General features: G+C 61.0%; 23 protein-coding genes. 6 read left to right on the top strand and 17 right to left on the bottom strand.

The window, feature by feature from the left end; all coding sequences use genetic code 11:
• Window positions 1-108 precede the first annotated feature (108 nt).
• The 4 genes from AC1Q80_RS03150 to AC1Q80_RS03135 are packed head-to-tail and all read right to left on the bottom strand — an operon-like array spanning window position 109 to window position 3592.
• Window positions 109-666: a flagellar protein gene (locus AC1Q80_RS03150; RefSeq protein ID WP_209787529.1), complete on the bottom strand. Its 558-nt coding sequence runs from the start codon at window positions 664-666 to the stop codon at window positions 109-111.
• Entirely contained in the window at window positions 666-2066 is a 1401-nt protein-coding gene (fliI, locus tag AC1Q80_RS03145; RefSeq protein WP_173418995.1) for a flagellar protein export ATPase FliI, read from the bottom strand. Before fliI ends, AC1Q80_RS03150 begins: the two co-directional genes overlap by 1 nt.
• Window positions 2067-2084: 18 nt before the next feature.
• The gene (flgF, locus tag AC1Q80_RS03140; RefSeq protein WP_173418994.1) at window positions 2085-2810 is read right to left on the bottom strand and encodes a flagellar basal-body rod protein FlgF; all 726 of its coding nucleotides are present in this window, start codon (window positions 2808-2810) and stop codon (window positions 2085-2087) included.
• 2 nt (window positions 2811-2812) lie between these two features.
• The gene (locus AC1Q80_RS03135; RefSeq protein WP_492359854.1) at window positions 2813-3592 is read right to left on the bottom strand and encodes a DUF1217 domain-containing protein; all 780 of its coding nucleotides are present in this window, start codon (window positions 3590-3592) and stop codon (window positions 2813-2815) included.
• A 184-nt stretch (window positions 3593-3776) separates the two neighbouring features.
• On the opposite strand from AC1Q80_RS03135, the gene motA reads away from it, so the two are divergent.
• The 6 genes from motA to AC1Q80_RS03105 all read left to right on the top strand — a co-directional run bounded on the left by motA (window position 3777) and on the right by AC1Q80_RS03105 (window position 9119).
• On the top strand, window positions 3777-4655 hold the full coding sequence (gene motA, locus AC1Q80_RS03130) for a flagellar motor stator protein MotA (protein ID WP_077504340.1): 879 nt from the start codon (window positions 3777-3779) through the stop codon (window positions 4653-4655).
• Between the two features lie 4 nt (window positions 4656-4659).
• Window positions 4660-5607: a FliM/FliN family flagellar motor switch protein gene (locus AC1Q80_RS03125; RefSeq protein WP_173418992.1), complete on the top strand. Its 948-nt coding sequence runs from the start codon at window positions 4660-4662 to the stop codon at window positions 5605-5607.
• Window positions 5608-5667: 60 nt separating this feature from the next.
• Window positions 5668-6297 carry a flagellar motor switch protein FliN gene (gene fliN, locus AC1Q80_RS03120; protein WP_209787532.1) on the top strand — a complete coding sequence of 210 codons (630 nt, stop codon included), beginning with the start codon at window positions 5668-5670 and terminating at the stop codon, window positions 6295-6297.
• A 29-nt stretch (window positions 6298-6326) separates the two neighbouring features.
• Window positions 6327-7358, top strand: a complete 1032-nt coding sequence (gene fliG / locus AC1Q80_RS03115) for a flagellar motor switch protein FliG (protein WP_209787534.1) — start codon at window positions 6327-6329, stop codon at window positions 7356-7358.
• Window positions 7359-7593: 235 nt separating this feature from the next.
• On the top strand, window positions 7594-8673 hold the full coding sequence (gene flhB / locus AC1Q80_RS03110) for a flagellar biosynthesis protein FlhB (RefSeq protein ID WP_077504344.1): 1080 nt from the start codon (window positions 7594-7596) through the stop codon (window positions 8671-8673).
• 5 nt (window positions 8674-8678) lie between these two features.
• Window positions 8679-9119: a BspJ family T4SS effector nucleomodulin gene (locus tag AC1Q80_RS03105; RefSeq protein WP_209787536.1), complete on the top strand. Its 441-nt coding sequence runs from the start codon at window positions 8679-8681 to the stop codon at window positions 9117-9119.
• Window positions 9120-9131: 12 nt separating this feature from the next.
• On the opposite strand, the gene visR is transcribed toward AC1Q80_RS03105, so the two are convergent.
• From visR to AC1Q80_RS03040, 13 genes are all read right to left on the bottom strand, one after another.
• Window positions 9132-9875, bottom strand: coding sequence for a transcriptional regulator VisR (visR, locus tag AC1Q80_RS03100; RefSeq protein ID WP_209787538.1), 744 nt, complete (start codon window positions 9873-9875; stop codon window positions 9132-9134).
• 12 nt (window positions 9876-9887) lie between these two features.
• On the bottom strand, window positions 9888-10628 hold the full coding sequence (gene visN / locus AC1Q80_RS03095) for a transcriptional regulator VisN (protein ID WP_173418986.1): 741 nt from the start codon (window positions 10626-10628) through the stop codon (window positions 9888-9890).
• An 828-nt stretch (window positions 10629-11456) separates the two neighbouring features.
• Window positions 11457-13133, bottom strand: coding sequence for a flagellar basal-body MS-ring/collar protein FliF (gene fliF, locus AC1Q80_RS03090; protein WP_173418984.1), 1677 nt, complete (start codon window positions 13131-13133; stop codon window positions 11457-11459).
• 461 nt (window positions 13134-13594) lie between these two features.
• Entirely contained in the window at window positions 13595-13987 is a 393-nt protein-coding gene (gene cheT, locus AC1Q80_RS03085; RefSeq protein ID WP_176351509.1) for a chemotaxis protein CheT, read from the bottom strand.
• 72 nt (window positions 13988-14059) lie between these two features.
• Window positions 14060-14614, bottom strand: coding sequence for a chemoreceptor glutamine deamidase CheD (gene cheD / locus AC1Q80_RS03080; RefSeq protein WP_173418982.1), 555 nt, complete (start codon window positions 14612-14614; stop codon window positions 14060-14062).
• Entirely contained in the window at window positions 14611-15000 is a 390-nt protein-coding gene (locus tag AC1Q80_RS03075; protein WP_025425902.1) for a response regulator, read from the bottom strand. The genes cheD and AC1Q80_RS03075 overlap by 4 nt, the downstream gene beginning before the upstream one ends.
• Entirely contained in the window at window positions 15000-16058 is a 1059-nt protein-coding gene (cheB, locus tag AC1Q80_RS03070; protein WP_077504352.1) for a protein-glutamate O-methylesterase CheB, read from the bottom strand. Before cheB ends, AC1Q80_RS03075 begins: the two co-directional genes overlap by 1 nt.
• Entirely contained in the window at window positions 16055-16963 is a 909-nt protein-coding gene (gene cheR, locus AC1Q80_RS03065; RefSeq protein ID WP_077504353.1) for a protein-glutamate O-methyltransferase CheR, read from the bottom strand. Before cheR ends, cheB begins: the two co-directional genes overlap by 4 nt.
• A complete protein-coding gene (locus AC1Q80_RS03060; protein ID WP_077504418.1) occupies window positions 16960-17430 on the bottom strand; it encodes a chemotaxis protein CheW in 471 nt (156 codons plus the stop codon). The genes cheR and AC1Q80_RS03060 overlap by 4 nt, the downstream gene beginning before the upstream one ends.
• A 5-nt stretch (window positions 17431-17435) precedes the next feature.
• On the bottom strand, window positions 17436-19733 hold the full coding sequence (locus AC1Q80_RS03055) for a chemotaxis protein CheA (RefSeq protein ID WP_173418979.1): 2298 nt from the start codon (window positions 19731-19733) through the stop codon (window positions 17436-17438).
• A 19-nt stretch (window positions 19734-19752) separates the two neighbouring features.
• Window positions 19753-20118: a response regulator gene (locus tag AC1Q80_RS03050; protein ID WP_065784641.1), complete on the bottom strand. Its 366-nt coding sequence runs from the start codon at window positions 20116-20118 to the stop codon at window positions 19753-19755.
• A gap of 3 nt (window positions 20119-20121) precedes the next feature.
• Window positions 20122-20415, bottom strand: coding sequence for an STAS domain-containing protein (locus AC1Q80_RS03045; RefSeq protein WP_077504355.1), 294 nt, complete (start codon window positions 20413-20415; stop codon window positions 20122-20124).
• Window positions 20416-20456: 41 nt separating this feature from the next.
• Window positions 20457-22079 carry a globin-coupled sensor protein gene (locus AC1Q80_RS03040; protein WP_209787544.1) on the bottom strand — a complete coding sequence of 541 codons (1623 nt, stop codon included), beginning with the start codon at window positions 22077-22079 and terminating at the stop codon, window positions 20457-20459.
• Between the last annotated feature and the right edge of the window lie 672 nt (window positions 22080-22751).

The following is a 22751-nucleotide window of genomic DNA, read 5'->3' as shown; positions in this document are numbered from 1 at the left end:
ACAAGCCTGCCGCGGAGGCCGGGCGCATTCGGATTACGCACGACATTGTCCGTTGCGGATCGCGATGAACCCGCAACGGACAAGATATCCGGAAAATGCGATGGCTGGTCAGTCGGCCCGATAGATGTCGCCGCTCGAGGTGATCATCACCCAGCGGCCATCGCGCTCTTCAAGCGTCGCCAGGCGGCTGTTGTCCGGCAGGATCGAGCCGATGCGCACGATATACATGCCGGTCGTGTCCTCGATCAGAGCGCGCCCGTTGGCGACATGCATCAGCTTGAAGCCGGTTTTGCCCGGGAACGGCTGTTCGAGCCCTTCCTGCGGTGCCTTACCCTCGGCCGCAGGACCGCCGCCAAGGCTTGGAACGGTTGCCGTCGTCAGCTGGTCGATTGCGGCGACGGTCTCGCCGTCCATGTCGGACATCGCCAACGGCGAGACGGACAGAACATTGCGTGCCGGCTTCTCCGGCAGATCGCGCGTCGACCCCTGCCACAACGGCGGCATCGTGAACTTGTCCTGGTTGAAGAAGGCATACCAGGGAAAGAAGGTCGCAAGTGCCGCCAGCATGATGCCGGTTGCCGCCAGCGCCTTGTCGATCATCGGCATGCCGCCTTCACGCTTGCGCTGATGGATCGTTTCGTCCGCGTCGTAATCCGTCACACCCATCACCTCGGCCTCATCCCTGCAGCACCCGGCTGATTGCCCATCGCAGCGGCTTTCAGCGCGCCGGCAAGATCGGAAAATGCATCCTGCGTCGGCGGCTCGCCCGCCGTTTGCGTCAGAACGTCGTAGATGACAGGAACCTGCTTGATCGCCATGTCGAGATCGGGATCGCCGCCGGGGCGGTAGCCGCCGATCAGGCGCAGGTCGCGCGTTTCCTCGAAGCGGTGGATCAACGACTTCAGCCGTGACACCAGCTTTTCCTGGTCCGGCGTCCAGGCCTTGCGCGCCAGACGGGAGATCGATGCCAGCGGATTGATCGGCGGATAACGCCCTTCTTCCGCCAGACTGCGTTCGAGCACGATGTGCCCGTCGAGAATGCCGCGCGTCGAGTCCGCGATGGGGTCGTTGTGGTTGTCGCCGTCCACCAGAATCGAGATGATCGCGGTGATGGTGCCTGCGCCCTCAGCGCCCGGGCCTGCACGCTCGAGCAGGCGCGGCAATTCGGTAAAGACCGACGCGGGATAACCACGGGCGATCGGCGGCTCGCCGGATGCGGTCGCCACTTCGCGGATCGCGTGGGCAAAACGGGTGACACTGTCGACGATCAACAGCACGTTGTCGCCGTTGTCGCGATAATGCTCGGCAATTGTGACGGCCGTCAGCGGCGCCATCTTGCGCAGCATCGGGCTTTCGTCGCTGGTGGCAACAACGGCAACCGACTTGGAGAGATTGTCACCGAGCGTGTCTTCGATGAATTCGCGCACTTCGCGGCCGCGTTCGCCGACCAGCGCGATGACCACCTTGTCGAACGCATCGGCGCGCGCCAGCATCGACAGCAGCGTCGATTTTCCGACGCCGGAACCGGCAAAAATGCCGAGGCGCTGCCCAAGGCAGAGCGGCGAAAAGATGTCGATAGCCCGCACACCGGTACGGAAGCCCTGCTCGACGCGCTTGCGTGTCATCGATGGCGGTGCCGTGTTGGAAATCGAGCGGCGAACGTCACCCTGCAACAGCGGACCGAGACCGTCGATCGGCTCGGCAAGGGCATTGATCGCCCGACCGCACCATTGGTCGGTCGGCGCGACACGGAAGGCGCCCTTGCGGATGACGGTATCGTGGATGCCGATGGGATCGCCGGGCTCGATCGGGCAGACGACGACGCGCTCGGGCTCGACCCGCACGACTTCGCCGAGATGCGTACCGGTCGAACTCTTGTGCGCGACGAAATCGCCCAGCCGGACGTGCCGCGACAGGCCGGTCACGGTGTAGTGGCCCGGCGAGATCGTCTGGACATGGCCGCCCGGCGCGATCGAATGTTCGGGTTTGGCGTAACGCTCGACCAGGCCGGCAAGGGCAGCCAGCGATGTCGATGCGGCGCTCGTCTTCAGGCCTTCGCGTTCCATGCCGTTTCCTGTCACGCCTTAGCGGCTGCCACCGAGCGTCTTGATCGCTTCACTGAGCGATCCTTCGCTGTCACGCATCAGCGCGGTGATGTTGTCGAAGGCGCGGGTGACCATGATCAGCTGCGACATTTCAGCGACGGCGTTGACGTTGGATTCCTCGAGGAAACCCTGCATGACGCCAACATCGAAGCGATCGACGACCGGTTCGGGCTGTACCGTCGGAAGCACGGCGCTGTTGTCGAGGCGAATGAAACCCTTGCTGAAGTCCGCCTGGTAGAGACCGAGCGATGCCACGGCGACACCGTTCTGGTGCAGGGCGCCATCAGCGCCGACGGTTACCTCACCGCCCGAGCCGTTGATCTGGATCGGCGCGCCGCCGGCGTCGAGAACCGGATAACCGCGAATGGTCACCAATTCGCCGGTCTCCGTCAGGGTAAAGCGACCGTCGCGCGTCAATGCCGGACCGGAAGGCGTGTCAATCTGGAACCAGGCATCGCCCTTGACGGCAAAGTCGAGCGCGGCCCCGGTGCGTGTCAGCGAACCATTGTTGGTATTGAGGAATTCCTCGCCCTTGCTGACGTAGGAAACCTTCGTCGGCTTGGTGTCGCCGAGCATCTGGTTGAACTTCACTTCAGTGCCGCGGAAACCGACGGTGCCGGAGTTTGCGATGTTGTCGGCAAGGGTGTTGAGGCGCTTTTCAAGCGCCATCTGCGACGAAATCGCGACGTAAAGACCGGTCTGCACGTTCAGCGTCCCCCGAGTTTCAGACTGTTGATGGACAGAAGCAGGTCGGAAGAGATGCCGTAGCCGCTCGACGCACCGAAAACCGCAAGCGGGTCATAACCGTCCGTTGAATTGTCGATTTCCCAGAGAGCCGTAAAGCGATCGAGAAAATCCGTCAGCTTGGCCGGATCCTGGAAGTCCTTGAGATCGATTGCGGCCTCGTAGGCGGCTGCCTGACGATCGACTTCGGTTCCGGCGAATTCGTTGGGGAGCTGCAGCGTCGTGCGCACCACCTGCGCCAGTGCCTCGTCGGCAATGATGGCATAGCCGCTGGTAATCGACGGCGCCATCCGCGCGAAATAGAGCGCAAGGCGCACACCGGCGTTCTCTTCGCCGGCACTCTGCTCGAGCGTCTCGCGGGCGTATTTGTCGATGACACCCTTCTGGGCACGATCGAAGGACGTGGCGGCCTCGCCATGGCGGGCGAAATTCAGCGATTCGACCAGCTGCTTGTAGCGGCTGTCGGTCAGCTTGTTGGCGAACGCATCCTCGTTGTCGACGCCTTCGGTCAGCACCTTGCGCATGAAGGCCTTGGCGTAGCCCATGTCTTCCAGGCCGTGCGCCTTGATCGCGTAATTATACAGCCGCGTGTCGGCGAAGAACTGGTCGATGGTTTTGATGTCGCCGATCTTCGAGAGGTAATATTCGGTCTCGCGGGCGACATCAGGCTCTTTGGCGACACGTTCCAGCGACTTGCCCAAGTCGGCTGTGATCAGCTTGTAGCTCGTATAGGTCGTGGTCACGGTCGGATCGCCCTTAGCGGAATGAAACGGGCGCGACTGGAGAGCCGGCCATACCAAACCCTGCCCGGATTGGCTTGCGCGAACCTGTTCCATGCAATGATTCCCGCGACCTAGGCGGCCAGCCTCACACAAGGAAGAGACCTTATCCCGATAGACGAAAATGGGATCGTGACGGGTATCGAAAATGAACATCATCATCGGGCTTCTTGTGACTTTCGGCTGTATTCTCGGCGGCTACGTGGCCATGGGCGGCCATATGGAAGTCCTCAACCAGCCTTTCGAACTGCTGATTATCGGCGGCGCCGGTATCGGCGGCTTCATCATGGCCAACTCCATGAAGGTGGTGAAGGATACCGGCAAAGCTCTCGGCGAAGCCTTTCGCCACAAGGTTCCCAAGGAGCGGGAGTATCTCGATACGCTCGGCGTTCTCTACTCGCTGATGCGCGATCTCAGAACGAAGTCGCGCAACGAGATCGAAAGCCACATCGACAACCCCGAGGAATCGTCGATCTTCCAGTCGGCGCCAACCGTCCTTAAGAACAAGGAACTGACGGCCTTCATCTGCGACTACGTCCGGCTGATCATCATCGGCAATGCCCGCTCGCACGAGATCGAGGCGCTGATGGACGAAGAAATCCAGACCATCACCCACGACAAGATGAAGTCCTACCACGCGCTGACGATCATGGGCGACGCCTTCCCGGCGATCGGCATCGTCGCGGCGGTTCTCGGCGTTATCAAAGCCATGGGCGCGATCAGCGAGGCGCCCGAGGTTCTCGGCGCCAAGATCGCAGCCGCACTCGTCGGCACGCTGCTCGGCGTGTTCCTTTCCTACTCGATCGTCGCTCCCATCGTCGCCAACATCAAATCGGTGCGTGAAAAGCAGAACCGCCTCTACATCATCGTCAAGCAGACGCTGCTTGCCTACATGAACGGCTCGGTTCCGCAGGTCGCGCTCGAATATGGCCGCAAGACGATTTCGGCCTATGAGCGTCCTTCGATCGACGCGGTCGAGCAGGAAATGATGAACCCCGGCGGCGGCAGCGAAAGCAAGGCGGCTTGATCCGATGATGTCAGGTACAACAACAAACGTTCATCCCTTCGACAGGAAACTGCTGGCACGCATGACCGGCGCGCTTGGCGACGACCGCGCGATCGGCCGGGTCGCACTCGATCTCGGCCACGTATTCGGCGAGTTCCTTCCCGACATCTGCAAGGCGGAAACCGGTCTCGACATCGCCATCGCCTATGCGGGCTTCCGCACCGGACTTCGCAACAATCTGATCGCCGAGCTCGGCAGCGGCGTGCTGATCGGCGACGTCTCCTTGCGCAACTGGTGCCCCGATTTTCAGATCAGCTGCGACAGCCCGATCATTATCACCCTGGTCGAGGCGCTGCTGGGGGCTGAGCCGACGGATATAGAAGAGCCGCAACCGCGTACGCTTTCTCCGATCGAAATCGACGTCGCCCAACCGATCCTGGAGAAGATTGCCGACGTGCTGCGCACCGCGGTCAACGCGCCGGGCGGCTTCGAGCCGATCGTTGCGCGCGCACAGAACAGCGCTGCGCGCGGCAAACCTGACCCGACGGTCGAGGACGTGCATGCGGCGGCAATCGACATGACGATCGGGTTCGGTCCTGTCCTGTCTACCTTCTCGATCATCGTGCCGCAAAGCGTGCTCCTGAAGACGCAGGTGGTGTTTCCAAAAGGCGCCGGACAGCACCGCAAGCAAAAGACCGAATGGACCGAGCAGATGGAGGAGCAGGTTCGCCGCTCCGCCGTCACGATCGAGGCGCGGATCCGGCTGGAGAGCCTGACGCTCGAGACGATCAGCCGTCTCCAGGCCGGCGATGTCATTCCCTTCCACGATGCCCAGGACGTTCGCGTCGACGTGAACGCCAACGGCCGCGACCTCTACGTCTGCGAGTTCGGCCGTTCGGGTGCGAAATATACCGTGCGGGTCAAGGATACCCACGGTTCCGAGCAGGACATCCTTCGCCACATCATGAGTTAATTCGGCTCGCCGTCGACAGGCAGTAGGCCTGAGGCAAGCTTCAACTGGAATAGTTCGCACATGGCACCCAAGAAAGCACCAATCAACGAACAGGCCGCAGTCGCTGTCGGAGACATGGAACTCGACCAGGCGATCGACGATCTGCGCGGTGTTCTCAAGAAGGACACGGACGCACCGGCTGGTTTCGGCGCTGAGTTCGGCAGCGAAGACACGTTCGGCGGAACCGCCGAATTCGGCGGCGATTTCGCGGCTCCTGCCGATGGCCTCGGCGCCTTTGGCGGCGACTTCGGCTCGGACACATTCGGCAGCGACCTGTCGTCCGCCCCGGCCTCCACCGATTTCGGCGGCGGCAGCAGCTTCGGTGCAAGCGATTTCGGCGCGTCGACGTTCGATGCCGGTGAAGCTGTCACCGATACGCCGCCCGGCAGCGGCATGACCGCCAATCTCGACCTGATCATGGACATTCCGATCGATGTCCAGATCGTTCTCGGCACCAGCCGGATGCAGGTATCGGGCCTCATGAACCTGACCGAAGGTGCTACGATTTCGCTCGACCGGCGGATCGGCGAACCGGTCGAAATCATGGTCAACGGCCGCATCATCGGCCGTGGTGAAATTACCGTTCTCGAAGGCGACGACACCCGGTTCGGCGTCAAGCTCATCGAGATCAAGGGCAGCAAGAAGTCATAGAACCCAATTATTGGGCGAGGGATGAATCCATGATGGATTTCGAAAGTTTTGAGGCTCAGGCACTTTCCAGGCCTCTCAACCAGACGGATAAGGCAGCGGCCGTTCTGCTGGCGATGGGCAAGACCGTCGCCGGAAAGCTGCTGAAGTTCTTCACCCAGAGCGAACTGCAGGCGATCATCGCCTCGGCGCAGTCGCTGCGGGCCATCCCTCCCCACGAGCTGGAAGCGCTGGTCAACGAGTTCGAGGACCTCTTCACCGAGGGCGCGGGCCTCATGGACAACGCCAAGGCGATCGAGAGCATTCTCGAGGAAGGCCTGACGCCGGATGAAGTCGACGGCCTGCTCGGCCGCCGCGCCACCTTCCAGTCCTACGAAGCCAATATCTGGGACCGACTGCAGGAATGCGACCCGGTGGCAGTCGCGCTGCAACTGGCCAAGGAACATCCGCAGACCATCGCCTATGTGCTGTCGATGATGCCTTCGAGCTTCGGCGCAAAGGTTCTGCTGCAGCTCTCCGAAGAGCAGCGACCCGATATCCTGAAGCGTGCCGTCAACATGAAGGACGTCAGCCCCAAGGCGGCATCCATCATCGAGAACCGCGTCATGGAAATGATCGGCGAGATGGAAGCCGAGCGCAACTCCGCCGGCCCGACAAAGATCGCCGAGGTTATGAACGAACTCGACAAGCCGCAGGTCGACACCCTGCTTGCCTCGCTCGAAACCCTCAGCACCGAATCGGCCAAGAAGGTTCGCCCGAAGATCTTCCTCTTCGACGACGTTCTCTACATGCCGCAGCGCAGCCGCGTTCAGCTCTTCAACGATGTCTCGACCGACATCATCACCATGGCGCTGCGTGGCTCGACCTCGGACCTGCGCGAATCGGTCCTCGCCTCGATCGGCGCACGTCAGCGCCGCATGATCGAATCCGATCTCGCCATGGGCGACGCCGGCATCAACCCGCGCGATATCGCCATTGCCCGCCGCTCGATCACGCAGGAGGCGATCCGTCTCGCCGCCAGCGGCCAGCTGGAGCTGAAGGACAAGGAAGCGCGGGCCGCCTGATCGACCCCGGCCGCCGGGAACGCTTCCAGAGGCAGGCACAATTGCCAATCACAGATCGATGACGCGGGTCCCCGGGGCCCGCGTTTTTGCGTTGGCGGGATCGGAGGGTCGCATTTCCTGTTGACCCCGCATGATTGCCCCGACGAGGCTCTTGTCTGGCCTGTTTTCCGGGTTCACTACAGGCAGCGCAAGATCAGCGCTGGCTTGTGGAACCGGTCGGGAGACTTCCTGTCGCATGTCGGACGATCAGGATAAGGACAGTAAAACAGAGTCCCCGTCGGAGAAGAAGATCTCCGACGCCGCCGACAAGGGTAATCTGCCCTTCTCCCGCGAGGCGACAACTTTTGCCTCGACGGTGGCGATCTATATCTTTTTCGTCTTCTTCCTCGCCGATGGCGCTGGCACGGTCGCCGAGGCGCTCAAGGACATTTTCGAACAGCCGGAGGCCTGGCGGCTGAACAACGCCACGGATGTCGTCGCGCTGATGACGCATCTCGCCTGGAAATCGACCGCACTGCTCATTCCCGCCTTCGTGCTGCTCATCGTCTTCGGTGTCGGCTCGTCGATCTTCCAGAACCTGCCGCGGCCGGTGCTCGATCGCATCCAGCCTAAGATGAACAGGATCTCGCCGATGGCGGGCATGAAGCGCATCTTCGGTGTTCAGGGCCTGGTGGAATTCGGAAAGTCGCTGTTCAAGATCATCGTCGTGTCGATCTTCGTCGTGCTGGTTCTCTGGAACGACTATTTCGCCACGCTCGACCTGATGTTCTCCGATCCGGTGACGATCTTTGCGACGATGACGTCCGATCTCAACCAGGTGATGATCGTCATCATGCTGGCCACGGCCGTTCTGGCGATCGCCGACATCTTCTGGTCTCGCCATCATTGGTACACCGAGCTGATGATGACCAAGCAGGAAGTGAAAGAGGAAATGAAGCAGGCGCAGGGCGACCCGATCGTCAAGTCGCGCCTGCGCTCGATGCAGCGCGATCGGGCGCGCAAGCGCATGATTTCATCCGTGCCGCGCGCGACGCTGGTGATCGCCAACCCGACTCACTATGCCGTTGCGCTCCGTTATGTCCGCGAAGAGAGCGACGCGCCGGTCGTCGTTGCGCTCGGCCAGGACCTCGTTGCCCTGAAAATCCGTGAAATTGCTGAGAAAAACGGCATCCCCGTCTTCGAGGATCCGCCGCTTGCACGCTCCATGTTTGCACAAGTCTCGGTCGATAGTGTGATTCCACCCGTGTTTTACAAGGCAGTCGCCGAACTCATTCACAGGGTGCACGCGCAATCGCAACCAAAACGGATGACGTAACGCCGATGAAAAAGTGCGAATTCTCCGAGAGACGGGAACAATTAGTAGCCGAAGCGATCCGCCCAGTGGCGACCGAATTGCGTCTCATCGACGCTGCGGACTTCATCGCTCTCCTGCGGTTCGAATCCTACGCCAGCCTCGCTGACCTCGTTGAATCGGCCGCCGAGCTGTATTTCCTGCCCGGGACGGTCAATTTCGGTCTCGGCGGCAACTACAATCTCGACTGGGACAGCGAGCCGGAAATCGTGCTCGATCTTGAGCTCAAGCTTCGCGGCGTGACCATCTATGTGCGGCTGTCTCTCGGCAACGAAACGGCCGGCATCGAGATCAGCCATATCACGTTCCAGAATCCGTCGGCCGACCCGGACGAGAACACGGCTTTTCTTGCAAAGAGCCTCGCGGAAGCGAAGTTCATAACGTCGTATCAGCTGCCTCTGGCGAGCTGAACCGCTGTGTCGTCAGCTGATGTAGCCGAGGCGAATGGCCTTGGCGATCGCCTGGATCCGGTTGACCGAATCGAGCTTGGTCGTGGCGGCGCCGAGATAGGCATTCACGGTGTGGACGGAAAGACCCATCCGCTCGGCGATCTCCTCGCTGATATGGCCGTCGCCCGCCATCTGCAGGCAAGCGATCTCACGATCGCTGAGCGTTTCGGCCTGCACCATACGTTTCTCGTCGGCAGCCAGAAGGTCGGTCATGATCGTGCAGCTGCGGCCGTGCAGGTCGACGACCTGCTCTGTCGTCGCGTCGACATAGCTGCCGGCGAAGACGACGTATCCGTTGCCCTGCGCACCCAGGCGCACAGGAAAGGCGATACCGGAATAGGGAAGCTTGCGGCCTTTCAGACGGTGAGCGAAGTGCCCGAACTCGGACATCTCCGCCGCCTGGTGTTCGCCTGAGCCATTCCAAAGCACGGGCAGCAGCGACGTATCGAGATGGGCCGTCAGTTCCTCGCCGTAGACGGTTATGAGATCGTGGGCATTCGCCTCCGAGGAAACACCCCAATTGTCGAGCACGCAGGTCATCTTACGCACCGCGCCCATGCCCTTGCTGTTGAGGCGCAGGACAGCGAAATGCTTGGCGTTGATCTGACGCTGCATAGCCTGCAACCGCGTGATCAGCGTCGCCGCGCGCGCCGCTCTGCCGCTGCGGCTGTGCCGCTGGTCGTCGTCGTTACGTCCATTGGCGAGGAAATGGGTCATCAGTCTCGCCTCTCAGACCAGGTTGTTTCGGACGGCGTACGCAATCGCTTCGGAGCGGGTTCGCGTCGCCGTCTTTCGCATGACGCTGGTGATGTAGTTGTTGATCGTGTTGCGGGAAATCCCGAGAATGACGGCGATCTCTTCGCTCGTCTTGCCCTCGGCGATCCAGAAGAGGCATTCCAGCTCGCGATCGGTAAGTTCGAAGTCGCGATCGTGCCGCACTTCAGCGCGCGTGGTGAAGCTTGCCAGGTATCCGGCAAGCAAGGTCACATCGCGAAGATTCTCCTGCGAGAGGATCACGTCCTCGGGAACGAGCAGCATCAACGAGAAGCGCAGCCGCCCGACATTGAAGGTGACCGCGCAATACTCTCGGCTGATGCCGCGTGGCAGATCGATGTCGTCGGGCAGCGAATAGAACATCGGCTGCAACACCGAGAGGCACTTCTCTAGCTCGGTAGTCTTGGCGTGAAGCCCGGTGACGATGCCCGAAAGGCGCCGGACAATATCGAATGGCCAATCGGAGCAGACGACGAAGTCGAGGCCGTTATCTTGCGAGAGATCGTATCGTGCCAGGAGGTAATGGCTCGCGCCGACATACTCGGTCAGGGCCGCAAGCCCGGCTCCCAGGTTGGCGCGCCCGGCCATGTCGCCCAGCCGCCGGAACAACTGGTCACGTGTGAGCCCACCACCGCGTATGCGTGTCGACGCTGTCGGCAAAGGCCAGACAGTTATGTCTGCTTGCGAAATGTCCATGATGTCAGCCCCCGTGCCGGATTCACCGCCCTGGAACCTGTGCTTGCACTGTCGCCGCCGACAGCCGGCTCAAGCCGAACATCACCACCAGTCGCAATTCAGGACGCGAATCAACTGTTAAAAATGTACATCCGTCCTCAAAAAAAACCACCGCCATCTTCTCGCTATTTACTTCACCCACCTTTCATGAAACGATTCGCAAAGATGCCGCTTCGGCTTTTCCGAATTCCGGCATCGAGCAGCATGTGTTTTGACATAGCGTTGATATTTAAAAGAGTTTTTGTTTTCGAATTGCCCCTGCTCCGCTGCCGCATCGATTTCGCGCAGCGCCGGATACAGTGCTGAGCACAATTCCAACGGAAATTCCGCCGCCCGAGGGAGTCGGGAAAATCGTCGAATAGATGCATTTTTTACTTTAGAGCAGCGCCTGTTGCGGAAATGCATCAGTTGTTTGATCGAACAACCGTAGTCTTTCACTATATAAAAACAGAATACGACATTGATTATTATCGAATAGTCAAATTTATATTACAATTTATCTATGTATTGATCATGACCGAAGCAGTAAACCAGCCCGCCTTGAGCACGTCGACGGCGACTGCGGAATCTACAAATTAAGATCTCGTTAAAGCAATACGATCGCCGGCCACACTCATGACTCTGACGGATGATCAACGATTCTTGCCGCGCATCGAGCGACTGACCGCAGAATCCGCAGAGACTCGCACAATAGTTGCGCCGGACATGATGGCATCCGTATCACCACCGAAACGAAAAATCCCGCCGAAGTGGCGGGATCTTCCTCTGTCAGACGATTTCCGTGTGTAATCAGGCGGCTTTCTCGATCGCCCATTTGCGCAGAATCTTGGCGGCGCGCTCTTCGCTGATCTCGACCATGCGTGCAAGGCGCCTTTCCGGCCCTTCCTTGACGCGGCGGTTGAAGCTGCCGGCGTCCTCGCCCATGCTGAGAAGGTCGTCGGTGCTGTCGAAGCCGAAGTCGGAACCGAAGCCGTCCATGAGGGCGCCACCGGCACCTGCCGTCGCAGGGGAGAAATCGGGCAGTTCGAGCCCGGCGGACTCATTGGCGAGCTGGCCGGAGCTTCCACCAAGGCCAAGCTGGCGAGCCAGCGGCCGCATGCCCATCCAGACCACCAGGAAGGCGACGACGACGAAGGCGAGCGCATTGATGATGCCACCGAGATTGCGCGTCAGCGTCTCCATGATGCCCGGACCGGCGACGGCTTGGTCGAGCAGCTGCGTCTCGACGAAGTCCATTGCGTTGAGGGTCACCACATCGCCGCGGTTCGCATCGATGCCGGCGGCGGACGACACGATCTTCTGCATCTCCTGCAGGTAGGCGTCGACCTTGGCTTGATCGACGGGCTCGCCGACCATGGCGGCAATGCGACCACGATTGACGACCACGGCAATCGACAGGCGCTCGACCGTGTAGCTGTTCTTCACCGTCGCGATCGTCTTGCTGTTGATCTCGTAGTTGGTCTGCTCTTCCTTTTTCTCTGCCTGGTCGCTCGACTGCGGGCCGGCGCCACCCTTCGGGGCGGCCTGAGGAATGTTCTGCTGCACGGTTGCGGCATTGTCAGGCTGCTGCTGGCTGGACTTCTGCTCTTCCTTGGTGACGCGGGTGGAACGCTCGACTCGCGATTCCGGATCGAACATCGTCTCCTGGATCTGTTGCGTGTCGGTGTTGAGGCGTGCCGTGACGCTGGTGCGGAAGTTGTCCATGCCGAGGAATGGAGCGAGCGCGTTGTCGATCTTCTTCTCAAGCTCGGTCTGGACGTTCTGAACCACACCCAGAGACTGGTTGAGGGCGCTGTTGGCCGGATCGTCGCCCGAGGCGAGAAGCTGACCGGTCGAATCGAGAATGGTCACGTCATCGACATCGAGCCCCGGTACGGACGAGGCGACGAGATGGCGGATGGAGGCTGCGGCATTGCGGCCGACCGTGGCGCTGGCACGGATCATCACCGAGGCGGTCGGGTTCTGGTCTGCCTTACGGAAGCTGCCGCGCTCGGGCATGACGATGTGGACGCGGGCAGCGGCGATACCGGAGATCTGTTGGATGGTGCGTCCGATTTCGCCTTCAAGCGCGCGAACCCGGGTGACTTCCTGCATGAAGGAGGTCAGGCCGAGCGAGCCGACATTGTCGAAGAGTTCATAGCCGGCATTGGCGCTGCTCGGCAGGCCGCGCTCGGCGAGCAGCAGACGGGACTTGCCGGTCATGCCGACGGGAACCTGGATGCTGCCACCATCGGCACCGACATTGAAGTCGATATTGGCTTCTGCAAGCGCAATGCTGATTTGAGTGACGTCACTTCGCTCGAGCCCGACATAGAGCGTCTCGAACGATGGCCTGTTGACGTAGATGCCGGCGCCCAGGACCATGCCGACAGCGATAATGCCGGCGGCGGCCAGCGCTATCAGCTTGCCTTGCCCCAGCCCGGCGAGGTTCTTCGTGAACATCGAAAATTGATTCAACAGACTCATTCTGTTTCCGCACCCAGTATCGCAGAACGTTCAAGCCGGTCATCCGACGAGCGCCCTGCGCAGTTCCAACATTCGGGTTTGATGGGTGTCGTGTGCCCCGTAACGGTTTGCAATACACACGAATCCATCAGCCCCGATCGGGACCGTAGGAAACGAAACTTGTGCGAACTTGGCTTTAGTCGACAGTTTCGGCGAATTCGGGGGATATCGCAGTAGAGAAATCTGGCTGTATCGACGATCGATACGGTTTCGATCGCGGGTGCGCCTCCGTCTTGAACGGGGGCGTGGGGACGTTCTATCCCTTTGTTTTTTAAAATCTCCTGGTGGAAAGCCGCCTCGCGCGCTTCCTGGAAATGCTCTCGAGCATCCCCCCTTCGAGCGGATCCACCGAAGGCGGACAGGATGCGCTGGCACGAAAGTGTCGAAACGTCCTTGGCGCGCTCTTCCGAACGCGCGGCGACCTAGAACGCTTCGAAGTCGCCCGCCGCTTTCGTCAGCGGCTGAGAATGGCCGTGACGCAACATGCCGTTGCCGAGCGCCTTCTTCATGTCGGCGAGCTTGACCAGATTGACGGCGGTCGTGACGTCGACGAGGCAGGTATCGGGGATCGCCGCCGTGATCGTATCGATGAACTCGGCAAGTCCGCGGGTCTTCTGCACGGCCAGATCGATGCCCTGCAGCACCATCATCTCTTCGGGGCTGTCCAGCGCCGAGGCGCCTCGACCACCGAGCAGCTGCGGCTCGATCCGTTCGATGAGATAGGCGACGTCGTGAAGCTCGGTGACCACGCGCATCAGCACTTCGGGCAGTGATTCTTCCACGTGTGGCATGTGGCCCTGGTAGTCAGTCTGCATTGTCGTTTCTCACGTGGTTATTCCAGCGATAGCGCAGGTGTATGGTCGGCCTGCAGGACACCCCCCGCAGGATCAGAAGAATTCGATGGAGCTTTCGACCGGACGCGGTGCCACCACCGGACGCTCTTCCAGCTGCACGGTGCGCTGGGTTTCCACGCCAGTCAGTGCGTACTGTCGGGCGCGCCCCGAAGACGGCCAGTATTCGAGCTTGCGGCCGTGTTCGCCGCCCGTGCTCTCACCGACGATGCGAATGCCTTCGTCGAGCAGGAACTGGCGGGCAAAGGCGGCGTTCTGTTCGCCGACATTCGAGAACCGCGCGATCGTCTTGGCACCGCCGAAGATCTTGGCTTCGAGTCGATCGCGGCGAGCGCCCTGCTTCAGCAGGCCGTTGATCAACAGCTCCATGAGATGAACACCGTAGCGGGTAGCGTCGCCGCCGGAAGCGGGCGATGACGCCGATCCCGGCAGCAGGAAATGATTCATGCCGCCGACTCCGACCACGGGATCGCGCATGCAGGCTGCCACGCAGGAACCGAGAATGGTCGACAACACCACATTGGGATCGTTGAAGACCTTGTACTCGCCCTGGATGACATGCACGCGCTTGCCGCCGGCTTCCATGTTCATTTCAATGCCCCAAATACGGCTTCGATGGCGGCCTTCATCTTTTCGATGGTGAACGGCTTTGCCAGCACGTTGTTCGCCCCGAGCGCGGCCGCCTTCTGGACCAGCGCGCGGTCGCCCTGCGCCGTCAGGATGATAAATGCAGCCTTCTTCGTTGCCGGGTTGGAGCGCACGGCCTGGAGCAGGCCAAGGCCGTCCATTTTCGGCATGTTGAAGTCGGAGATGACGAGGTGATGCGGGTTCTGGGCCATGATCTTCATACCCTGTTCCCCGTCACCAGCAGCCGTGATCTGCTTGAAGCCCAGCTGCTGCAAGGCGTCGCCCAGAAGCAGGCGGCTCGTGACCTGATCGTCGACGATCAGTACTTTTATTTTTTCGGCGATGGACATTATTCGCTTCCTTCCTTCCGGAGCGCCGCTGTCTTCAGTATCTCTTCCCCGATGGAACCGAGGGGGAGCTGCGTTTCGACGGCACCCAATTCATATGCAACTCTCGGCATGCCGTAGACGACACATGTCTTTTCGTTCTGGCCGAAGGTCTTTGCTCCGGCATGCCGCATTTTCAGGAGACCGGATGCGCCGTCACGGCCCATGCCGGTCAGAATGACGCCGATCGCGTTGCGACCGGCGAGTTCGGCGACCGAATCGAACAGCACGTCGACCGAAGGACGATGGCCGTTGACGGGATCGCGGTCGACCAGACGGCAGCAGGGTGCTGTCGGATTGGCGACCTGGAGGTGGCGCTCGCCACCCGGAGCCAGATAGACCTTGCCGATTTCCAGCCGCGCGCCATCGGTTGCTTCCTGTACCGTTGGTGCGCACAGGCGGTTGAGCCGCTCGGCGAAGCTCTTGGTAAAGGTGTGCGGCATGTGCTGCGTGATCACCGTCGGCGGGCAGTTCGCCGGGAATTTCTGCAGCACGGTGATCAGCGCCTCGACGCCGCCGGTGGAGGCACCGATCGCGATGATCTTGCGGCCGGCCCGATAATCAGAAGCACCATTGGCATTGGCTGCAGCGGGTGCGGCCGTCTTGTTGCCGGTGATGATGAACTTGCGCTGCGAGCGCGCGGCCGCCTTTACCTTGTCGACGAGACCGGCAAAAGGGTTGGGGTCGCCCGGAAGCGGCTTTCCGACGCAGTCGAACGCACCGATTTCAAGTGCTGCAATCGTCGCCTCGGCACCTTTGTGCGTGAGCGTCGAGACCATGATGACCGGCATCGGCCGCAGGCGCATGATCTTGTCGAGGAATTCCAGGCCATTCATGTTCGGCATCTCGATGTCGAGGGTGACGACATCAGGATCGAGTTGCTTGATCGCCTGGCGCGCTTCCATCGCATCGGCCGCCTGGCCGACGACGGTTACACCCGGATCGGAATTGAGAACTGCGGTGATCAGGCCACGCATGGTGGCCGAGTCATCGACGACGAGAACGCGAGCGGGTGCTGTCATACCCGTCCTCCATGAAACTTGCCGGTATGGCGGTATGTGGTGATGCCGATGTTGTCGAACTGCGACTTGGCGTCGCCCGACACGCGCTCGGAATGACCGATGTAGAGATGGCCGTTGGTGCCGAGCATGCCGGCAAAGCGCGACCAGATCTTCATCTGTGTCGGCTCGTCGAAATAGATCACCACGTTGCGGCAGAAGATGACGTCGAACGGCCCCTTGAACGGCCATTGCGCCATCAGGTTCAGTTCGTTGAAGGTGATGAGCCGCTTGACGCGATCGTCGATCTGCCACTTGAAGCGGCCGCCGGCATTGACCTCGTCGAACCATTGCTTGCGCATGGCCGGATTGACTGTCTCAAGCGCGGTGGCGTCATAGGCGCCGGCCCGGGCCAGCGCCAGGATCTTCGGGTCGATATCGGTGGCGAGAATTCGGAAGTCGTAGTCAGCCGCATTCGGCAACAGCGACAGCACCGTCAGCGCGATCGAATAGGGCTCCTGCCCGTCGGAGCAGGCGGCAGACCAGATACGCACGCGACCTCCGGCCTTGGCGCGGGCAATCAACTCCGGCAGAACATCCGTCTTCAGATGTTCGAAGTGATGGTTCTCGCGAAAGAAGCGGGTGAAGTTCGTCGTCAAGTGCGAGAGCATATCGCGGCGGGCAGCGGCACCCGCAGGCGAAGAGACGAGCTGGCAGTATTCGCGGAAGCCCTTGAGACCGAGGTTGCGGATATGCTTCGACAGCCGGGAATAGACCAGGGATGCCTTGGTCTCGTTGAGGTAGATGCCGGCATCGGCGTAGATCATCGCTGCGATTTCATTGAGATCGCGGCGCGTCAGCGGATACTCGCCGCTTGCCAGGCATTCGTCGGGCGACTGCTTCTGTTCGAGAACGGCCTGGTTTCTCATGCTGCTTCCCTTTCTTCCTGCGGGAAGACAGATTCGAGTTCTATTAGGCAGATCAACCGACCTTCGATCGCGAGCACGCCACGGGCGAAGCTCCTTTCGAATTCGGACGAGATGACATCCGGCGTCGGCTGGATCTTGTCGTCGGTGATCGTCAGGATGTCGGAGACCGCGTCAACGAGCAGACCGACGACCTGGCTCTTCACCTGGGCGACAATGATGACGTGGCGGACGGTCGGCTCGGCCGGCTTCATGCCGAGGCGTGCCGACAGATCGACGATCGGCAACACCGCACCGCGCAGATTGATGATGCCGAGCATGTAGGACGGTGCATGTGGCATCGCAGTCGCCGGTGTCCACCCGCGAATTTCGCGCACGGACATCACGTTCACGCAGAACTCCTGATCGCCGACGCGGAAAGCGATCAGCTCTCGTCCGTCCGTGGTCAGATTCTTTGCGGCATAGGTCATCACATTCATCCAGCAGCAGCGAGAGACATTTCAGGCTTGAGCGACTGGCCACGCGAAGCAGCCACGATCGTGTCGACGTCGAGGATGAGTGCCACCCGACCGTCGCCGAGAATGGTCGCGGCTGCGATGCCCGGCACATGGGTGTAGTTGGCCTCGAGGCTCTTGATGACGACCTGGCGCTGGCCCTGGATGGCGTCGACCATCAGCGCGCGCTGGCCACCACCTTCCGATTCCACCAGCAGGGCGACCCCTTCGACCGGGTTTGCCTGGCTGGCGCGGAAGTTGAGGATGCGACCGACATCGACCAGCGGGCAGAAGGAGTTGCGGATCGAGATCAGTCGCTGGTTGGAGCCGAACGAATGGATCGCAGCGGCTTCCGGCTGCAGGGTTTCGACGATCGCCGTCAGCGGCACCACCAGCGTCTGGTTGGCGACCGTGACCACCATGCCGTCGAGCACGGCCAGCGTCAGCGGCAGGCTCATGGTGAAGACCGAGCCATGGCCGGGCTTCGACGAGATGTTGATGCGGCCGCCGAGCGCCTGGATCGAACGCTTGACCACGTCCATGCCGACGCCACGGCCGGAAATGTCGGAGATCTTGTCGGCCGTCGAGAAGCCGGCGTGGAAGATCAGGTTGTCGATCTCCTCATCGGATAGATTGGCGTCGGCGGCGATCAGGTCATTGTCGATCGCCTTCTGGCGCACCTTCTCGCGGTTGATGCCGGCGCCGTCGTCGGCAAGCTCGATGACGATGCGGCCAGAACGATGCTTTGCGGTCAGGCGCACGGTGCCTTCGGCGCTCTTGCCGGCGGCAAGTCGCTTCTCGGGCGTTTCAAGGCCGTGGTCGACGGCATTGCGGATCATGTGCGTCAGCGGTTCGGCCAGCTTGTCGATGACCGTCTTGTCGACTTCGGTGTTTTCACCCTCGGTGATGAGACGGACAGACTTGCCGGTCATGTCGGCGATTTCGCGAACGATGCGCGACATGCGCTGGAACACCGGCTTTACCGGCTGCGCGCGGATCGCCATCACCGAGTCCTGGATCTCGCGGGTGAGCTGTTGCAGCTCTTCGAGGCCCATGTTGATCGACGAGGTGCCGTTGGCGTCGTTTTCGACCACGCTCTGCGACAGCATTGCCTGGTTGATCACGAGTTCGCCGACGAGGTTGATCAGGCGGTCGACGCGATCGAGATCGACGCGGATGGTCGGAGTGGCGGCAGATGCTGCTGCCTGTTGCGCGGCTGCGGATTGCGCAGCGGCGCTGGCGGCGGCGCCGGCCGATTTTTCAGCGGGCGCGCGGGCGGCGGACTGGGCCATCTGCAACACATTGCTGGCGGTACCGGCAGCAGCGACGGCCGCGTTGCGGATCTCCTGCTGTGCGGCCAGTTGCTCTTCTTCCTCGATCACGCCGATCGGGCCTACCGGCTCGTCGTCGAGGATCGACAAATCGAACGGTACCGGCTGCATCGGCAGCTCCTCGCCGACAGGCGCGGTCTCGCCCGAGACCAGCGAAACATCGAGGTCGCAATCCCACTCGGCGAATTCGAACACGGTGCGGATCGCGTCTTCACCCTTGTCCGTCTTCAGCGACACCTTCCAGGAGAAGTAGGCCGTTTCCGGGCTCAGGCGATCAAGCGACGGAAGCGTGTCCATGTCGCAATGGATGCTCATCTCGCCAAGGCGCGAGAGGTCGCGCAGAAGCAAAGTGGCGTCGTTGCCCTTGGCGTAGAGATCGGACTTCGGCTTGAAAACGATCTCGTAGGTCGGCATCTCCATCGAGGCCGGCTCGTCCGTCTCGAAATCGTCGAAGGAGAAGGCGACAGGCTGGAAGCCTTCGTCGTTGACGACCGGTGCTACGGCAACCGGCGCTGCCTTGGAAACCGGGGCAACCGGCTCGGCAACGGCCGATGCCTGGGGCACTTCGCCATTGGCGAGCGCCTCGAGCTCCTTGATCAGCTGGCGGCTGCGCGCCTCGTCGACACTGCCGCCGTCGCGGGCAGCGTTCGTCAGGTCGGCCAGCACGTCGGCCGACTTCAGCATCACCTTCAGAACCTCGGGGCCGGGATCGAGCCTGTTGGAACGAACGCAATCAAGTGTCGTCTCGAACACGTGAGCGAAGGAGACGAGGTCGTCGAGCCCGAAAGCACCGGCGCCACCCTTGATCGAGTGCACCGCGCGAAACACGGCATTGACCGTTTCCGGATCGCGGTCGCCATCATTGAGCTTCAGCAGACCCGATTCCAGTTCGGCGAGTTGTTCCTCGCATTCCTGGAAGAAGATCTCTTTGATTTCGTTCATATCCATTGGAGGCTATCCTCGGACTTCAGGCCGTTACGCGCTCGATTGCATCAATCAGTTTGGTCGGGTCGAACGGCTTGACGATCCAGCCGGTGGCACCGGCCTGACGGGCACGGTTCTTCTTTTCAGCATCGCTTTCCGTGGTCAGGACCAGGATCGGCACAGCGCGATAGCGGTCGTTCTTGCGCACGCCTTCGATGAAGCCGAAGCCGTCGAGACGCGGCATGTTGATATCGGTGACGATGACATCGGGATTGGCTTCCTCAAGAACCTCGAGGCCCTCGACACCGTCTTCTGCCTGGATCGTTTCGAAACCGGCATTGTTCAGCGTGACCAGAAGCATGTTCCGGATCGTTCGGGAGTCGTCGACTGTCAGAACTCGCTTTTTCATTCTTCAAATCTCCTTTGCCATCAGGTGGTCGATGTCGACCCCGATGAGCTGTGTCGTTTTCTCGAAAGCGTCCGACACCTTGCTGAAGGTGAAAGACAAATGTTCTTCTTCCCAAGTCTTGGCACCAGCCATCAGGACCTGGACACAAAGCGTTCCCACGCGCTCGACCGCGGAGGCGTCAATCGTCAGATCGCTGCCCTTCAGGCCCAAAAGCTTCTCGTGCAGCGTCGTCGCTTCGTTCAGGTCCAACACCGGAGCGAGGCTGAGCGTTTTCCGGGCGGTCTTCTTGCTGGCCATTCCTGTTTTCCTCGACTGCTAACTCTTGAGTGTCCCTGGGATCAGCGTTGCCAACCGGCGAACTGACGTTGCGGAGCGTCATCGAACAATGGCGCCACGATTTCGTCATCGACCACATCAAGACGAGCCGTGAGGCTGCGTCCCTGGCTGGCAGCCGGTGTTGGTGAAGCCGCGTGGCGGCGTTCGACACGGAACCTGCGGATCGTCTCGCCAAGCTCGACGATGACATTGTGCAGATCGTCGGAGGAGCGAACCGTTTCGCCCGCCATCGCCGCACTTGCCGTGACGGCGCGCGAGATCGCCCCGATGTCGGATGTCACGCCCTTGAGGTCGCCGACCTGTTGCTCGGCCTCGCGGGCGATGCCGGAGACCGCTGCATTGATCGATGTGACCTGCTGGACGATGCTGCTGATCGCATCCTGCGTGCGGCCAACGATCTCGACGCCGGTCTCGACCTGCGACTTAGTGCCGGACACCAGTTGCTTGATTTCACGCGCGGCCTCGCCGGAACGCTGCGCAAGTGCACGCACTTCCTGGGCCACGACGGCAAAGCCACGGCCGCTGTCGCCCGCCCTTGCAGCCTCGATGCCGGCATTCAACGCCAAGAGATTGGTCTGGAATGCGATCTCGTCGATGACGCCAATGATCTGGCCGATCTTTTCGGCCGATGCCTCGATGTCGGCCATGGCGGAAATAGCCTGGCCGGCGATCTCGCCGCTGCGCTCAACGGCAACCCGGGTCTCGTTGGCCTTCGTCTCGGTGGCGCTGATGCGGCTCGAACCGGTGGCCATGCGCTCGGTCATGTCGGAAAGTGCCGCAATATGGCCCGTGAGGGCATCGGCTTCCGCGGCTGCCTTATCGGAGAAACCGGCAGCACCTTCGCGCAGGCGTCCGACAAAAGCCTCGGCCGCCTGGCCGCGCTGATCGGCGGACTGCAGGCTCTGCTGGATCGTGTCGAGCGCCGCATTCAGGCTGGCAACGATCGGCTGATAGGCGTCGGGCGCCGTCTGCGAAAGGCGTACGCCGAGGTCTCCCTCGTTTAAACCCTTGGCGAAATCGCCGAAAAGCGTCGTTACAGCCTGCTCGTCGGCGCTGTGCTGTTCGGCGAGCTGGCGCTGGTGCTGCTGGCGCAGACCGTTGAAGCGGAGCGAGACGCCGATCTCTGTATCGACGAAGACGGTGCGGACGAGGGCCGCGACCAGGTCGCACAATTCCTTGCGACGTCCCCGGCCCATCGGCAGGAAGGACTTCGGCCAGGCCTCTTCGATGAGGCCGACCAGCAAGTGTTCCAACACAACGGCATGGCTTGCCATCTGCCAGCGCGGGTCGAGGCCCATGCGGTTCGATGTGTCGGCCAGCACCTTGACGCGCTCGGCATAGAGGCCGTCGAAACGCGCATCGGTCAGCACGTTCCAATGGGAGGACTGGATGTCCTGCAGGCGATCGAGCTGCCGGTCGTTGTCGAAATGGCGGGCTGCGTCGGGATAGCTCTGCAGGCGCTGGAAGAGATCGCGAAGCGCTGCGTCGATACGGGGGGAAAGCTTCTGCCGGGTGTCACGGATGCGGGAACAGCTCTCGTCGTCGAGCCCGGCAAAACGCAAGCGCTCCAGCAGACTGCCTGCCTGGCCCTTCCTTGCCTGTTCTGACGATGGTTCCTGCCTCAACGCTCAATCCCCGGTTTTTCATGCTTGGAATTCACCTGGGGAGGAACAGGACAGTCCACGGTCCACCGGACGTGCACGCCACATCGATGCGATCAGCCTCCGCCATCTGGCGTCTGCTATCGTCCATCCCGCAAGTAAATTCGGTGAAGAATCGATACCGGACCGGAACCGGTACGGCGGGGCGGCATCATGCCTTGAGGAGACTGTGAATTTTCCCATTCCGACGTGTGGGACAATGTTTATGGTTAATTCCTTGCCTGAAGGTTAACGGTTGATAGCCTGTAACCGGAATCACTAAAATTCGCCGGACGTTTTTGGGCAGTGTTTTTGCAACGCAGCAATGCCGCACTATTAGCGGCGAATTTCAACAGGTTTTCACTCACAAGAGTTTAGAATTGTACTTCTACTTGCGCTCGCGTATCGAAGCGAAAGTGAAGTGGGCGCGTGTCGCGCGAAAGAAACCTTTGCAGCAAGCAAAGCGACATCATGACGATGCGCTGACGGGAAACGAACAATGATTGTTCTTGGAATTGGCGCCGCTCTCACAGCAATCCTGACAATGATGGCCGTATCCATCGTGCTCAATCTCGAGCATAACCGTTCGGCAAACCGCAGCTCGGTTTTCTGAGCGGAAGAACGCGCTTCGTCTTGTCGCGAGCGTCTCTCATAGGA

Source organism: Ensifer sp. GW823-FHT05D09, from assembly GCF_058795755.1.
Note: the sequence above shows the minus strand (reverse complement) of the source record. Positions and strands in the feature narration are given on the sequence as shown.

What these genes read in the sequence shown, in the direction of transcription:
- AC1Q80_RS03150 (WP_209787529.1), bottom strand. Translation starts at nt 666, where the DNA reads ATGGGTGTGACGGATTACGACGCGGACGAAACGATCCATCAGCGCAAG.
- fliI (WP_173418995.1), bottom strand. Translation starts at nt 2,066, where the DNA reads ATGGAACGCGAAGGCCTGAAGACGAGCGCCGCATCGACATCGCTGGCT.
- motA (WP_077504340.1), top strand. Translation starts at nt 3,777, where the DNA reads ATGAACATCATCATCGGGCTTCTTGTGACTTTCGGCTGTATTCTCGGC.
- AC1Q80_RS03125 (WP_173418992.1), top strand. Translation starts at nt 4,660, where the DNA reads ATGATGTCAGGTACAACAACAAACGTTCATCCCTTCGACAGGAAACTG.
- fliN (WP_209787532.1), top strand. Translation starts at nt 5,668, where the DNA reads ATGGCACCCAAGAAAGCACCAATCAACGAACAGGCCGCAGTCGCTGTC.
- fliG (WP_209787534.1), top strand. Translation starts at nt 6,327, where the DNA reads ATGATGGATTTCGAAAGTTTTGAGGCTCAGGCACTTTCCAGGCCTCTC.
- flhB (WP_077504344.1), top strand. Translation starts at nt 7,594, where the DNA reads ATGTCGGACGATCAGGATAAGGACAGTAAAACAGAGTCCCCGTCGGAG.
- AC1Q80_RS03105 (WP_209787536.1), top strand. Translation starts at nt 8,679, where the DNA reads ATGAAAAAGTGCGAATTCTCCGAGAGACGGGAACAATTAGTAGCCGAA.
- visR (WP_209787538.1), bottom strand. Translation starts at nt 9,875, where the DNA reads ATGACCCATTTCCTCGCCAATGGACGTAACGACGACGACCAGCGGCAC.
- visN (WP_173418986.1), bottom strand. Translation starts at nt 10,628, where the DNA reads ATGGACATTTCGCAAGCAGACATAACTGTCTGGCCTTTGCCGACAGCG.
- fliF (WP_173418984.1), bottom strand. Translation starts at nt 13,133, where the DNA reads ATGAGTCTGTTGAATCAATTTTCGATGTTCACGAAGAACCTCGCCGGG.
- cheT (WP_176351509.1), bottom strand. Translation starts at nt 13,987, where the DNA reads ATGCAGACTGACTACCAGGGCCACATGCCACACGTGGAAGAATCACTG.
- cheD (WP_173418982.1), bottom strand. Translation starts at nt 14,614, where the DNA reads ATGAACATGGAAGCCGGCGGCAAGCGCGTGCATGTCATCCAGGGCGAG.
- AC1Q80_RS03075 (WP_025425902.1), bottom strand. Translation starts at nt 15,000, where the DNA reads ATGTCCATCGCCGAAAAAATAAAAGTACTGATCGTCGACGATCAGGTC.
- cheB (WP_077504352.1), bottom strand. Translation starts at nt 16,058, where the DNA reads ATGACAGCACCCGCTCGCGTTCTCGTCGTCGATGACTCGGCCACCATG.
- cheR (WP_077504353.1), bottom strand. Translation starts at nt 16,963, where the DNA reads ATGAGAAACCAGGCCGTTCTCGAACAGAAGCAGTCGCCCGACGAATGC.
- AC1Q80_RS03060 (WP_077504418.1), bottom strand. Translation starts at nt 17,430, where the DNA reads ATGACCTATGCCGCAAAGAATCTGACCACGGACGGACGAGAGCTGATC.
- AC1Q80_RS03055 (WP_173418979.1), bottom strand. Translation starts at nt 19,733, where the DNA reads ATGGATATGAACGAAATCAAAGAGATCTTCTTCCAGGAATGCGAGGAA.
- AC1Q80_RS03050 (WP_065784641.1), bottom strand. Translation starts at nt 20,118, where the DNA reads ATGAAAAAGCGAGTTCTGACAGTCGACGACTCCCGAACGATCCGGAAC.
- AC1Q80_RS03045 (WP_077504355.1), bottom strand. Translation starts at nt 20,415, where the DNA reads ATGGCCAGCAAGAAGACCGCCCGGAAAACGCTCAGCCTCGCTCCGGTG.